A 13,136-nucleotide genomic window follows, 5' to 3' on the forward strand; every position below is an offset into this window, starting at 1 on the left:
CTGCCCTGCCCCTTCGCCCGTTGGGGCGGGCGCGCCTGGACCCGCTGGAATGCCCTGGAGGGGCATTTGCAGGGTCGGAGAGCTGTTGGCGGCCAGGCGCATGGCGCGATGGTGCTCCGTCGACTCCGCAGGCGAAAGCCAGCGCTAAAGCCGACTCCATGGCGCTGTCTCGTCCCGGGTCGTCGCAAGACGTCCAACCACGTCCTATGCCGTCTCGATCGCCTCAGGAAGATTCACATTTCTTTGCGCGGCCTGAGCAACGGCGCCACGACTCGCTTCCGCACAGCTCTCGGCCGCCGGGCGCAGACTTACCAGTCTTCCATCCAGCCCGCGAGTTGCACCATAGCTCGAGAAACGTGCTTCTCGATCGTGGAAACGCTCAGGCCGTGGCGCGTGGCGATCTCCTGGTAGGTCAGGTCTCCCATCCGGTAGGACAGGAAGATGTCGCGGGTCTTCGGGCTCAGGCGGCGCAGGCAGACGCTGAGACGTGCCATTCGCTCCTTTGCGAGCACCACATCATCGATCGGCGGCGCGACGTCGATCAGCACGACATCTTCGACCGCGACCTCCTCGCCGTGACTGACGCTCATTCGGTATGCATCGGCCGACAGGTTCAGTGCGATGCGCATGAGTAAAGCTTCCGGTCTCTCGACTGCATGCTCGCGCTCGTAGCTTGCCATCTTGATCCACGCCTCCTGCATCAGGTCCTCGGCCTCGTGATGGGTACGCCCCCGCCGCATCAGTGCTGAACGCACGCGCGAATAGATCGCGTGCCAGTTCTTGACGATGGTCGTCGACATGGCAATCGAAGCGAATGAGGCAGCCGCGAACTAGGCAGCAACCACGAGCGCGGGCCTGGCAGGGCGCCGCACTTCGTACAGGCGCCGATCAGCCCTTTGGAGCCAGCCGGCGATGAACTCGGACGCGGCCACCGGGCTCGCGAACGGCGCTCTTGAGCGAACGCCGCGAACAAGGCTGTCGTGGATCTTCCCTGCCTTGCCCAGCGTCGATCGGATCGCCGCGGAAGGGACGCCTTCGACGGCCGCTCCCAATACGGTCTGCGGCCCGATGACTTCAAGCACTCGCGGCTCTGCGCCTCGCAGCGCGGACGCCCACGACTCGACGGAACGCGGAGCGGCGTAGTCCAACGCCTTGGCGATCGAAACCACGCGGATGCTCAGGATGCCCCGACTCCACAGGTCCTCAATGATTGGCTGAACTCTAGCGATGCCCACGGGCCATGCGCCCAGGATGTCGAACTCGTCAGCGGCGAACAAGGCGAATGCCCAACTCCATCTTTGGTGGCTGGCCATGCCGTTCTCCATGCCTAAGACATTGAACTCGGCGAAGTGAACAAGGGCATACCTCCTGCACAAAGCCTTTCCTAGCCAGCTGCAGGTTCGTTGGTTTTCAGCGCTGTGCATTCGCATCTCCTTGGACATGGCGAACTCTTCCGAAGAACCGATCGGTACTTGGACGCAACCGTCTGCCGCTTCTCCGCATTGGTCGCGTGACGACGCAGCTTCACAACGTCGGCGAGCCAAATCAACGTAATTTGTTGACAAGCAAGTCAACGAATTAGATTCTGGCGCTAAGCCGCATCGAAGGCAACCATATTTGTTGACTACGAATACAACAACCATGGTTGACAAAAGCCGGCCGCCTCGCTCGGCAGATCCCGAAAGCTCGAGCGATTTGCCCGCCCGGTTGGGACGAAACCTTTCGGCACGTCGAAAAGCTCTTGGCCTTACTCAAGCTGGTGTAGCTGAGCGCCTCGGCGTTGACACCGAAACCCTGTCGAGATTTGAACGAGGAAAACACGTCCCGTCCTTGCAGACGCTTGAGCGATTGGCGGAAACGCTCGGATCAACCTGCGCGGAGCTACTGGGGCAAACGCCGCCGGCCCCATCATCCGATGCGTTGATGGTGGAGACTTGGCTCTCTGGGCTCAAGAAAAAAGACGCTGCGTTTGCATTGCAGATGCTCAAGGCTTGCTGCGACCACCTCGCAGGCCGATGACACCAATGAACCCTCAGTCGCGCGGTCAGAACGATTTCCGTTTTCTCCCTAGCACCCGAGAATTTTGAAGCGCAGTCGCGCCTGATAAACAGCCTCGGCCGCAGCATCGCCCTCTTTGCCCTTGGTCTCGCGTTGGGTAAGTTCGAGCTTGGGAAGATCGCGATCCAAGACCTTGCAGTCCTGCTGCGCTGTCGCAGTCAAGCGTCTTCGCCGTTCGAATACCTCGAAGCCCTTCTGATCAAGCCCAGTAAGCGGTCGCACGGCCTCAACGAGTTGATCGCGGGATTTCTCGCGCATCGCCGCGGGGCTTTTCAGATTTGCGCCGGAATACGTCTCCGCGCCTTTGGTCGGCGTGACGTCGATCTCCTTTGCATTGAGGCATGGCGCATCCGTGTACTCGACCCGGCCGGCGCGCTCGCATCGGTAGACCTTGCTGGTCTGTTCTAAGGCCATTGCGTTGACCATCAAAAACATGGTCAACAGGACTGCGACATTTCGACCGTGGCTCACAGCCATCTCCCGAAGATTCGCTCTCTCATGGCCTCGAAAAAGACACTCCAGTCGGTGCTGCATTTGAGAGCAAGCAAAGGCTAACACCGACGGATCAAGGGCCTACATCGGGAATCTTCAGGTCGTCCCCAAAGTTGTCCACAGCTACAGTGGACAAGCCCACTGCCGGTCACGATGACTTCAGCGGGGCATCGATCGAGCCGCCGGCCGCGGCCGGCGAAGATCAGCCGCCGGTGCGGGCAAGACCTCTTTGCCATCCATCAGATCGTCCAGCAGATCGGCCCATGCCTGAGACATGCGGCGACGTTGATCGAGATGGACGGCCCGGTCGTAGCTCCCACCTAGCTCCTCATCAGAAACATGGGCCAGATGCCGCTCGATGACCTCCCGATCCCATCCCAGCAATTCGCGGATCAACGTGCGCGCGGTAGCGCGGAACCCGTGCCCCGTCATTTGCTCCTGCGTGTCGTAGCCCAACGCTCGCAGAGCGGCATTGATGGTGTTGTCGCTCATGTACCGTGTCGCCTCGGATCGCTTGGCCATGCTCTTGAATATCGGGCCTGTCGGCCCCGTCAACGGCAGCAAGTCTTCGAGGATGTCCATCGCCTGCACCGGCAAAGGCACCAGATGCGCCTTGGTCCGCGAATCGCGTTTCTGCCACTCTCGCATCTTCATCTTCTCCGGCGGGCAACGCCAAAGCATTCGATCGAAGTCGATGTCCTCCCAATGGGCCAAGCGAAGTTGCCCTGGCCGCTGAAAGAGCATCGGCGACAAGCGCAGCGCGGCACGGGTCACGACGTTGCCGCGATAGGCAGCGATGTCCCGCAGCAGCCGACCCAGTTCTTCCGGGTCCGTGATCGCCGCGTAGTGGCGCGAACGCGGGGCAGGCAAGCCGCCAGTACGGCTATTGACGAAGTTCTTTGAGGGCTCCAAGGCGCCAACGTCCACCGCGTACTGATAGACATGCAGGACGGCCTCACGAACGCGCTGTGCGGTCTCCAGATGCCCTCGCTCCTTGATGCGGTGGAGGCAACGCACCAGCTCAGTGGGCGCGATGGTTTCAACGCTGTAGCTGCCAAGCCACGGAAAGATGTGGATCTCGAGGTGCCGGATGACTTTTCCCGCGTATCCGTCGGACCATTCGCGGTCCTTCCGAGCCTGCGCATGCCACGCACGAGCCGTCCGCTCGAAGGTATTGAGATGCAAGACGCGCACGCGCTCGGCCTCTTCCCGGCGCGCCACGCGAGGATCAACGCCCCCTGAAATCTTCTCGGCTTCAGCACCCGCGAGTTTGCGGGCAGCAGCAAGCGAAACCGCCGGGTAGTGCCCCAGGCTCAACTTGCACTCCTTGCCGGCGCGCTTGAAGCGATAGACCCAGACCTTGGCCGACGGCCTCACCCGAAGGTAAAGACCGTCACCGTCTGCGAGGAGGTATTCCCGGTCGCGAGGCTTCGCGGACCTGATCTGAAGTTCGTTGAGCTGCCCCATGGTGTGTACCCAAAAATAACTGCGTTGAAAAAGCAGTCTGGGGTACACCAGTGGGTACACGCAACGACGAGATCTTGCGGGACTTCACGAGACTTCCTGAGACGCCGTTTTCGGCTAAGTCCTTGTTGCGCTTAGGCTTTTGGACTTCTCGGGAATTCGTGGGAAAGGGGGTTGGTGGCCTGGGGCGGAATCGAACCACCGACACGCGGATTTTCAATCCGCTGCTCTACCAACTGAGCTACCAGGCCTTTGTTTTTGTCTTCGGTGATCGTTGCCGATCAGCGAAGACCGCGACTATAGCACAGGATTTTCGTCAGATGCCAACGCCGCGCTTGTTGCGGCTCAGGTCGACGCCCAGTTGCTTGAGCTTGCGGTAGAGGTGCGTGCGTTCCAGGCCGGTCTTCTCGGCGACGCGGGTCATCGAGCCGTTTTCCTTGGCCAGGTGGAACTCGAAGTAGCACTTCTCGAAGGCGTCGCGCGCTTCGCGCAGCGGGCGGTCCAGCTCGAAGCTCTGCTCGGATGCCAGGCCCGCGGGCTGCAGCATGCCGGGCGCCGCCATGCCGCCGAGGCTGGCGGGTGCCGGATGCTGTTGCGTGGTCAATGCGGCGTTCGTGCCGGTGCTGCCGCCGCCGATCATGCCGTCGTTGCGCAGGCCGTTGTTGCTGCTGCCGCCGACGCTGCCGTAGCTGCCGGGCACCTGGCCCACCGGGGCCGCGGGCCGCGGTGCGGTCTTGACCAGTGCCTGCTCCACCGCGCGCAGCAGCTTTTGCAGCGTGATGGGCTTTTCGAGGAAAGCGATGGCGCCGAACTTGGTGGCTTCGACGGCGGTGTCGATGGTGCCGTGGCCGCTCATCATGATCACCGGCATCGTCAGCAGGCCGGCGCCGCCCCATTCCTTCAGCAGCGTGATGCCGTCGACGTCGGGCATCCAGATGTCGAGCAGGACGAGGTCGGGTCGCAAGCGGTCGCGGACGGCACGGGCCTGCGCGGCGTTTTCGGCCACTTCAATGGTATGGCCCTCATCGCTGAGGATTTCGGACAACAGGGCCCGGATGCCCAGTTCGTCATCGACTACAAGAATGGTTGCCATGGATGCCTAGTTCTGCCGGTCATGCGGGCCGCTGCGCGGTCTCCGCCGTCTCGCTGGCTGCTGCAGCAGCCGATACAAGATTTGAAAATGATAACGAAACTTGCGCACCGATAACCGGCAGCGCGTCCTCGCCGTCCTGATGAACATTGGACAAGCGGATGCGTGCCCCATGTTCGTCGGCGATCTTTTTCACCACCGCAAGACCCAGGCCCGTCCCCTTGCTCTTGGTGGTGACGTAGGGCTCGAAGGCACGCTTGAGCACCTTTTCGGCGAAGCCCGGGCCGTTGTCGATGATCTTCAGGCGCAGCGAGCGAGCCTCGCCGGCCTCGGTGAAGGTCTGCTGCGTGCAGACGTTGACGCGCCCGCCCTCGCGGTCCTGGATCGCGTCGAGCGCGTTCTGCACGAGGTTGTGGATGACCTGGCGCAACTGGCTCGCGTCGCCCTTGATGAGGGTCGGGTTCGATGCCAGATCGGCCTGCAACTGGCCCTTCTCCTGCGCCTCGGCGTAGAGGGTCAGCACCTCGGCGACCAGCGCGTTCAGGTCCAGCGGCTTCAACTGTGCGGAGGGCAGGCGCGCGTAGTCGCGGAACTCGTTGACGAGCTGCTTCATCGCCTGGACCTGGTTGACGATGGTGCCGACCGAGCGATTCAGCATCGCCTGGTCCGCGCCCTCCAGCTTGGCCTCGAGCTTGTGCTGCAGGCGCTCGGCGGAGAGCTGGATCGGCGTCAGCGGGTTCTTGATCTCGTGCGCGAGCCGCCGGGCCACCTCGCTCCAGGCGGCCGAGCGCTGCGCCGAGACCACCTCGGAGATGTCATCGAACACCATCAGGCGCGCATCCTGCGGCAGTTGGGCGCCGCGCACCAGCAGGGTCAGCTGCTCCTGGCCGGACTGCAGCTGGACCTCGAAGGCATCCTGCCAATGCTCGGCCTCGGTGCCGTCGCCGGGCAGCTCGAAGTGCGGCCCGATCGCATCGGCAAAAGCCTGCAGCGCCGGCACCTCGGCCAGCGTACGCCCGCGCCAGGCCAGCAGCGGCAGCCGCAGGATGCGCGTGGCACCGGGGTTGACGGTATCGATGCGGCCCTGCGCGTCGAACACGATGACGCCGGCGGTCAGGTTGTCGAGGATGGTCTGCAGGTTGGTGCGTGCGCTCTCCAGCTGCGCGACGCTGCGCTCCACCATGGCCCGCGCGTCGGACAGCTGCCCGGTCATGTCGGCGAAGGAGCGCGTCAGCCCGCCCAGTTCGTCGCGCGAGGCAAGCACCGGCTTGGCCGAAAGGTCACCCTGCGCCACCTGCCGCACGCCATCGGCCAGCAGCAGCAGCGGCCGCGCGAGCTGGTTGCCCAGGGTGACGGCCAGCAGCAGCGCGGCGAACACGGCAAGCACCAGCACCAGCGTCAGCGTGCCGAGGTACATGCGGCGCAGGCCGTCGCGCTCCAGCGCGCGCAACTGGTACTCGCTGTTGGCCGTCTGCACCGCCAGCGCGTTGGCCAGCACCAGGCTCGGAATGCGCTGCACGACCATCAGGAAGCGATCGCTCGCGCCGGCCGTGCCCAGCCGCATGTCGGCGCTGGGCAGCATGGCCAGCGCGCGGATGCGGGCCAGGCCCTGCAGAGCCAGTTGCTCGTCCTCCAGGCCTTCCAGCTGGCTGGCAGCGCTGGACGGCGCATTGCGCGCCTTGGCCAGCAGTTCCTTGGCCGGGCGGTCCGGAGCCAGCGTGCTGGCATCACCGCCGCTGGCCAGCAGGATCTGGCCCGAGCTGCTCACCACCGCCACCGTGCGCGCCCCGATCTGCTCGCGCAGCCGCTCCAGGCCCAGCAGCTGCGTGGCGCTGGAGCTGTTGACCGCATCGGCGCTCATCCGCTCGGCGGCGTCGCGGGTCTTGGTGGTCAGGTCGTTGACCATGCCGTCCAGCGTGCTGCGGCCCAGGTTGAGGCCCGCCTCCAGCGCGCTGGCCAGGCGCACGTCGAACCAGTTCTCGATGCTGCGATTGACGAAGGTGTAGGAGACGCCGTAGATCATCACGCCCGGCACGAAGCCCACCAGCGCGAAGATGCCCGCCAGCTTCAGCAGCAGCCGGCTGCCGAATCTGCCGCGCCGCACGCGGATCACCAGGCGAACCGCCGCCACGATGATGACGATGGCCAGCACGCCGGCCACCGCCGCGTTGAGCCAGAACAGCCAGAAGTAGTGCCGCTCGAAGAAGCCGCGCTGCGGCGTCGCGCCGATCGACAGCAGGAAAGCCAGCACACCGCAAATGCCGGTCACGGCCACCAGCGAGATGACCCAGACCCAGCGCGTCACCTTGGTCATGGGGTGATCGTCTGCGCGCTGAGGTCCGGCGCCAGGCCGATCGTGCGCTCGGTGGACAGGTTGAAGCCCTGGCTCGGACCGAGGACGATCTGCATCGGGCGCGGCAGCTGGGTGGTGTCGAGCCGGTAACTGAATTCGAGGTAGTAGCCGCCGTCGCCGTCGAGGTCCTTGGCGTCGGCGATGCGCCAGCCCGCCGCAGCCCGCAAGGAGGCCAGGGCCTCCGGCAGGCTGGCGAAGCTCTGGTTCAGGCCGCCGGTGCTGACCTTGTACTGCCGGTACAGCGACTCCCAGGAGAGGCGCCAGGTCCGCGTGCTGCGGTTGACCCGCACGTCGCGCCAGTACCAGCGGTGACGCAGCACGTTCACCTCGGCGATGAAGTAGAACTTCACCCCGTTCATCAGCGCCTCCTCGACCGGGCGCGTCAGCTCGAAACGGGTGCTGAAGCTCAGCTCCAGGCCATCGTCGGTCTTGTGCGTGCTCAGCTGGGCCAGCTCGACGCCATCGGAAGCCGCCAGCGCCAGCCGCGGGGCCAGCACCGATGCCAGGACCAACGCCAGCAGCAGCACCGCCCGGCGCAGCGCGCGGGGGAGCAGGAGGACCGGGCGGAGGAGGAAGGAAGCAGGCAGGCTCAAGAGGTCGACAAGGACGAGGGCGCGGGGCGCTGGTTCAGGACTTCACCAGCAAGGCGTAATAGAAACCGTCGACCATCGATGGCTCTCCCCCGCCCGCTGCTGCCGGCCCATTGTCGGCCAGGGGCAGCAAATGCCCGGTGACGCCGCTCACTTCGATGCGGCCCGCACCATTTTGGCGTTGCAAAAATGCGTCGATTTGGTTCACCCCTTCGTCATTGAAGACCGAGCAAGTGGCGTAGACCAGGCGGCCACCGGGCTTCAGCGTGGGCCACAGCGCGTCCAGCAGCTCGGCCTGGATGCGGGCCAGGTTGCCGATGTCTTCGGCCCGGCGCAGCCAGCGCACGTCTGGATGACGGCGCACGATGCCCGAGGCGCTGCAGGGCGCGTCGAGCAGGATCGCGTCGAAAGGTTTTCCGTCCCACCACGCGGCGGTTTCGCGCGCATCGGCGGCCTTCAAGGTGGCCTGCAGCTTCAGCCGATCGAGGTTGTCCTGCACGCGCGTCAGGCGGCCGGCATCGGCATCCAGCGCCAGCAGGTCCAGATCGCTGCCCAGCTCCAGCAGGTGGGCCGTCTTGCCGCCCGGCGCGGCGCAGGCGTCAAGCACGCGGGCTCCCGCAGCCAGGCCCGTGCCGAGCAGCAGCGGCGCGGCCAATTGCGCCGCCACGTCCTGCACCGAGACCTGCCCTTCGGCAAAACCGGGCAGCGCCGACACCGGCACCGCCCGCTCCAGCACCACGCCCTGCGGCGCCAGCGGGCCGGCGGCGCGCGCCGCGATGCCGGCCGCGGCCAGGCGCTCGAGGTAGGCGGAGGCCGTGAGCCCGTGCCGCGCATTGACGCGCAGGCTCATCGGCGGATGTTCGTTGTTCGCCCGCAGGATCGCCTGCCACTGCTCAGGCCAGTCCTGCCGCAGCCGCTCGATCCACCAGGCCGGGTGATCGAAGGCACCGCGCGGATCGCGCTGCGCGGCGGCCACCGTGGCATCGCGTTCGCGCAGGAAGCGCCGCAGCACCGCGTTGACGAAGCCGGCGCTGGCCGGCGCGCGCTTGCGGACCGCGCCGACCGCCTGGTCGACCACCGTGTGCGCCGCGTAGGGAGGATCATCGGCCGGCCATAACAGCGCAATTGCACTGACCAGCAGGCTGTCGACCTTCGGCGGCGGCGGCTTCGGGGCAAGCAGCACCCGCGCCGCCTCGGCGCCGCCCAGGTGGCGCAGCACATGGAAGCTCAGCGCCTGCGTGCCGGGTCGCAGTTCGGCGGGGCAGCGGGCCAGCACCTCGGTCAGCGAGCGGCCGTCGCGCACCGCCTGCACGGCGTCGGCGACCTGCAGCAGCAGCTTGTTCAATGGGGCGGAAAGCGAATTCACGGCACCAGTGTAGAGCGCGGGTTTCATCGACACGCCACAATGCGGGGCAGAAGAACCCGCCGAGAAGCCCGATGTCCGCACCGCCCGTCCCTGTTTCCGAACGCATCCGCTACCGCCTGGTCAGCGCCGCCTGCCGCCACCACGCCAACGACAACATCGCCGATTTCATCGAGGACGGCGAGCTCGACGAACTGCAGGCCGAGGTCCAGGCCAAGATGCAGGAGGTGCTGAAGGCGCTGGTGATCGACACCGACAGCGACCATAACACCCAGGAGACCGCCAAGCGCGTCGCCAAGATGTTCGTGCGCGAGGTCTTCAAGGGCCGCTACGAGAAGGCCCCGACGGTCACCGAATTCCCCAACGCCGAGCGACTCAACGAGCTGATGATCGTCGGCCCGATCACCGTGCGCAGCGCCTGCTCGCACCACCTGTGCCCGATCATGGGCCGCGTCTGGATCGGCCTGCTGCCCAACGAGCACTCCAACCTGATCGGCCTGTCCAAGTACACCCGCATCTGCGACTGGATCATGAGCCGCCCGCAGATCCAGGAAGAGGCCGTGACGATGCTGGCAAACGAATTGCAAGAGCGTGTGCAGCCGGACGGCCTGGGCATCGTGATGGAAGCGGACCACTTCTGCATGCACTGGCGCGGCGTGAAGGACACCGAGACCAAGATGACCAACAGCGTGATGCGCGGCGCCTTCCTGAAGGACCCGAGCCTGCGCCGCGAGTTCCTGTCCCTGCTCAGCAACAAGTAACCGACCGGGGGATCCGAGATGCTAGTGCGCCTTGTCTATGCCAGCCGCGCCGCCGCCACCATCGGCGAGCACGACTTCAACGCGATCCTGAAGTCCTCCCGCGAGCACAACCAGGCCGAGGGCATCACCGGCCTGCTGTGCTTCAACGAAGGCGTGTTCATCCAGTTGCTCGAAGGCGGTCGCAACGCCGTCAACGCCCGCTACAAGCAGATCATCGACGACGCCCGCCACAAGGACGTGATCCTGCTCGCCTACGACGAGATCCAGGAGCGCCAGTTCGCCGGCTGGGCGATGGGCAACGCCCAGCTGTCGCGCGCGAACCGGGCGATGCTCTTGAAGTATTCGGAGTCGGCCAAGCTCGACCCCTACGCGATGAGCGGCAAGGCGCTGATCGGGCTGTTCCATGAGATGGTGAGCGCCGGCGCCATCGCTTGTAGCTAAGCGAGTACTTCGCTCCAAACATCCCGCGCCCAGCGCCAGGCCTCCTCACCCTCGGCGGCACTGGGCGCATCCGACGAGCCGCCGACGCCGTGGACCGGCAGGTAGGTCTTCTCGGCCGCCACGTACTCGTGCTCGCTGGCGATGTGCATCGCGCGCTTCGCGTCGACGAAGCTGTAGCAGGTGCTGGCCAGCCGGGGCACCGCGGCGGGCTTTCCCGATCCGCTCAATTGCGACGTCAGCAATACCGCCAGCGCCTTGCCCTGGCTCATCGCCATATGGCCGCTCTTGGGCATCGCCGGGGCGATCTGGATCGAATCGCCGATCACGTGAACATCGGCCGCGGCCGTGGACTCGAAGTCCGGGAACTTCACGCCGACCCAACGCGCATTGCCGTTCGCCAGGCCCGCACGCACCGCGATATCGCCTGCGCGCATCACCGGCAGCACGTTCAGCACGTCGGCGCGCAGGTCTTCCTGAATCTCGAACTTCAGCGTCTTCGTCGCCGCGTCAACGGCCACGGTCTTGGTCTGCGGCTGGTAGTCGACGATGCCTTTGTAGTCCTCGGCCCAAACCTTGCGGAACAGCGCGCCCTTGGACGTCAGGTCCTCGTTCGCGTCGATCACCAGCACCTTGGACTTCGGCTTCGCCCGCTTGAAATAGGCCGCCACCAGGCAGGCGCGCTCGTAGGGCGCCGGCGGGCAGCGATACGGCGCCTCGGGAATGGCGATGGCGAACACGCCGCCGTCGGGCATCGCCTCCAGCTGGCGGCGCAGCGCCAGCGTCTCGGCACCCGCCTTCCAGGCCTGCAGGATCTGCCCGCGCGCGGCGGCCAGGCCCTCGACGCTGTCCCACACCATGTCCACGCCGGGGCTCAGCACCAGCTTGTCCCAGCCGAGCACGGCGCCGGAAGCCAGGGTCGCCGTCTTCTTCACCGGGTCGATGGTGACAACGCTGTCGCGCAGCACCTTGACGCCATGCCGCGACTGCAGGGCGGCATAACTGCGAATCAGCACGGACAGCGGCTGCGAACCTTCGAGCACCAGGTTCGACATCGGGCAGGAGACGAAGGCCTCCTCGGGCTCGACCAAGGTCACATCGATCGCGCCACCGGACAGCAGCCGCAGATGCTTGGCCGCGGTAGCCCCGCCGTAGCCGCCGCCGACGACCAGCACCCGTGGCTTCACCGCCGCCCGCACGGGCAGGCCGGCCAGGGCCACTGCTGCGCCGAGCAAGCCGCGCCGTTTCATGGCGCTACAACGATCGCGCCTCGGCGAAGCCGTAGAGGCTCGCCAGGATGCGGGTGGGGAACTGGCGAGCCGCCTCGTTGTACTGCGTCACCGCCATGTTGAAGACCTGCCGGGCGAAGGCGCGCTGGCGCTCGACCAGCTTCAGCTCGTCCACCATCGGATCGATGCCCTCGCGCTCGCGCAGATCGGGCTGGTGCTCCAGCAGCGACATCAGCCGCGTCAGCGCCGCCGCGTGGACCGCGCTGGACACGGCCAGCGCCGCGACCGGGTCGCCCGCGTAAGGCTTCAGCCGCGCCGCCTGCGCCGCCGTGCGGGCCTCGGCCTGGGCGCTGTCCAGGCTGTCGAAGGTGGCCTGCTCGCTGGCAAGCAGCGGCCGCAGCTTGGCGAGCAGCGCGCTGCACAGCTCGGCGCGCTCGTTGAGGTGCTGGTCCAGCAGCACGTAGGCGTCGCCGATCGCATTGCGCAGCCGCATCAGCCGGTTGTAGGCGCCGATGCCCCAGAACACGAGGATCGCGACGACGACGCCCAGCACGGTCGTCCAGCTCATGACTTCCCGGCGACGTATTCGTCGTAGCCCCGCGCGCGCAGTTCGCAGGCCGGGCAGGTGCCGCAACCCCAGCCCCAGGCGTGGCGCAGCTTGCGCTCGCCGAGATAGCAGGTGTGCGTGTCCTCGATCACCAGCTCGTTCAGCGCCGCGCCGCCGAGGCGCTCGGACAGCGCCCAGGTCTCGGCCTTGGTGATGAACATCAGCGGCGTCTCCAGGGTCATCGGCGCGTCCAGGCCCAGGCTCAGCGCCACCTGCAGCGCCTTCAGCGTGTTGTCGCGGCAGTCGGGGTAGCCGGAGTAGTCGGTCTCGCACATGCCGCCCACCAGCACCGAGGCACCGCGCCGGTAGGCCAGCGTGGCGGCGAAGGTCAGGAACAGCAGGTTGCGGCCGGGCACGAAGGTGTTCGGCAGGCCATTGGCCTGCATCTCGATCGCGACGTTCTCGGTCATCGCGGTCTGCGAGATCTGGCTCAGCAGGCTCAGGTCCAGCATGTGGTCCTCGCCCAGCTTGGCGGCCCAGTGCGGGAACTGGTCCGCGATCTTGGCGCGGACGGTCTGGCGGCATTCGAGCTCGATGCGATGGCGCTGGCCGTAATCGAAACCGATGGTTTCAACTTCGGCATAGCGGTCCAGCGCCCAGGCCAGGCAGGTCGTCGAGTCCTGCCCGCCTGAGAAGAGGACCAGGGCCTTGCGGGTCGTGTTGGCTTGCGGAGGTGCAGTCATGGGGGACA

At 66.0% G+C, this 13,136-nt stretch carries 14 protein-coding genes and 1 tRNA gene; 3 read left to right on the plus strand and 12 right to left on the minus strand.

From position 1 onward, the window contains the following. Positions 1-308: 308 nt before the first annotated feature. The gene (locus SNE35_RS02710) at positions 309-800 is read right to left on the minus strand and encodes an RNA polymerase sigma factor (protein ID WP_320421276.1); all 492 of its coding nucleotides are present in this window, start codon (positions 798-800) and stop codon (positions 309-311) included. Between the two features lie 30 nt (positions 801-830). Next, complete coding sequence (locus SNE35_RS02715) at positions 831-1,442, minus strand: hypothetical protein (protein ID WP_320421277.1); 612 nt, start codon at positions 1,440-1,442, stop codon at positions 831-833. A gap of 199 nt (positions 1,443-1,641) precedes the next feature. Here SNE35_RS02715 and SNE35_RS02720 point away from each other — a divergent pair, with 199 nt between their 5' ends. Beyond that, complete coding sequence (locus SNE35_RS02720) at positions 1,642-2,019, plus strand: helix-turn-helix domain-containing protein (protein ID WP_320421278.1); 378 nt, start codon at positions 1,642-1,644, stop codon at positions 2,017-2,019. Positions 2,020-2,067: 48 nt separating this feature from the next. Here SNE35_RS02720 and SNE35_RS02725 read toward each other — a convergent pair whose 3' ends face one another. From SNE35_RS02725 to rsmB, 7 genes are all read right to left on the minus strand, one after another. Then, complete coding sequence (locus SNE35_RS02725; RefSeq protein ID WP_320421280.1) at positions 2,068-2,493, minus strand: hypothetical protein; 426 nt, start codon at positions 2,491-2,493, stop codon at positions 2,068-2,070. Positions 2,494-2,709: 216 nt separating this feature from the next. Next, complete coding sequence (locus SNE35_RS02730; RefSeq protein WP_320421282.1) at positions 2,710-4,017, minus strand: tyrosine-type recombinase/integrase; 1,308 nt, start codon at positions 4,015-4,017, stop codon at positions 2,710-2,712. Positions 4,018-4,189: 172 nt separating this feature from the next. Then, positions 4,190-4,265, minus strand: a tRNA-Phe gene (locus SNE35_RS02735). 65 nt (positions 4,266-4,330) lie between these two features. Beyond that, positions 4,331-5,107: a response regulator gene (locus SNE35_RS02740; protein ID WP_320421283.1), complete on the minus strand. Its 777-nt coding sequence runs from the start codon at positions 5,105-5,107 to the stop codon at positions 4,331-4,333. A 19-nt stretch (positions 5,108-5,126) separates the two neighbouring features. Then, positions 5,127-7,418 carry a sensor histidine kinase gene (locus SNE35_RS02745; protein ID WP_320421284.1) on the minus strand — a complete coding sequence of 764 codons (2,292 nt, stop codon included), beginning with the start codon at positions 7,416-7,418 and terminating at the stop codon, positions 5,127-5,129. Beyond that, the gene (locus tag SNE35_RS02750; RefSeq protein ID WP_320421285.1) at positions 7,415-8,050 is read right to left on the minus strand and encodes a DUF4390 domain-containing protein; all 636 of its coding nucleotides are present in this window, start codon (positions 8,048-8,050) and stop codon (positions 7,415-7,417) included. The genes SNE35_RS02745 and SNE35_RS02750 overlap by 4 nt, the downstream gene beginning before the upstream one ends. 34 nt (positions 8,051-8,084) lie before the next feature. Then, positions 8,085-9,440, minus strand: coding sequence for a 16S rRNA (cytosine(967)-C(5))-methyltransferase RsmB (gene rsmB / locus SNE35_RS02755; RefSeq protein ID WP_431312700.1), 1,356 nt, complete (start codon positions 9,438-9,440; stop codon positions 8,085-8,087). A gap of 44 nt (positions 9,441-9,484) precedes the next feature. Here rsmB and folE point away from each other — a divergent pair, with 44 nt between their 5' ends. Continuing rightward, complete coding sequence (folE, locus tag SNE35_RS02760; protein ID WP_320421287.1) at positions 9,485-10,171, plus strand: GTP cyclohydrolase I; 687 nt, start codon at positions 9,485-9,487, stop codon at positions 10,169-10,171. 18 nt (positions 10,172-10,189) lie between these two features. After that, positions 10,190-10,612 carry a BLUF domain-containing protein gene (locus SNE35_RS02765; RefSeq protein ID WP_320421288.1) on the plus strand — a complete coding sequence of 141 codons (423 nt, stop codon included), beginning with the start codon at positions 10,190-10,192 and terminating at the stop codon, positions 10,610-10,612. Here SNE35_RS02765 and SNE35_RS02770 read toward each other — a convergent pair. From SNE35_RS02770 to queC, 3 genes are read right to left on the minus strand one after another with little or no spacing between them, the layout of a single operon-like run. Beyond that, positions 10,609-11,859 carry an NAD(P)/FAD-dependent oxidoreductase gene (locus tag SNE35_RS02770; RefSeq protein WP_320421289.1) on the minus strand — a complete coding sequence of 417 codons (1,251 nt, stop codon included), beginning with the start codon at positions 11,857-11,859 and terminating at the stop codon, positions 10,609-10,611. The two genes, SNE35_RS02765 and SNE35_RS02770, sit on opposite strands and share 4 nt — an antisense overlap. Before the next feature lie 4 nt (positions 11,860-11,863). Continuing rightward, complete coding sequence (locus SNE35_RS02775; RefSeq protein WP_320421290.1) at positions 11,864-12,406, minus strand: LemA family protein; 543 nt, start codon at positions 12,404-12,406, stop codon at positions 11,864-11,866. Beyond that, complete coding sequence (gene queC, locus SNE35_RS02780) at positions 12,403-13,128, minus strand: 7-cyano-7-deazaguanine synthase QueC (RefSeq protein WP_320421291.1); 726 nt, start codon at positions 13,126-13,128, stop codon at positions 12,403-12,405. Before queC ends, SNE35_RS02775 begins: the two co-directional genes overlap by 4 nt. Between the last annotated feature and the right edge of the window lie 8 nt (positions 13,129-13,136).

It is taken from the genome of Roseateles agri (genome assembly GCF_034043675.1).
GTDB lineage: Bacteria > Pseudomonadota > Gammaproteobacteria > Burkholderiales > Burkholderiaceae_C > KK5.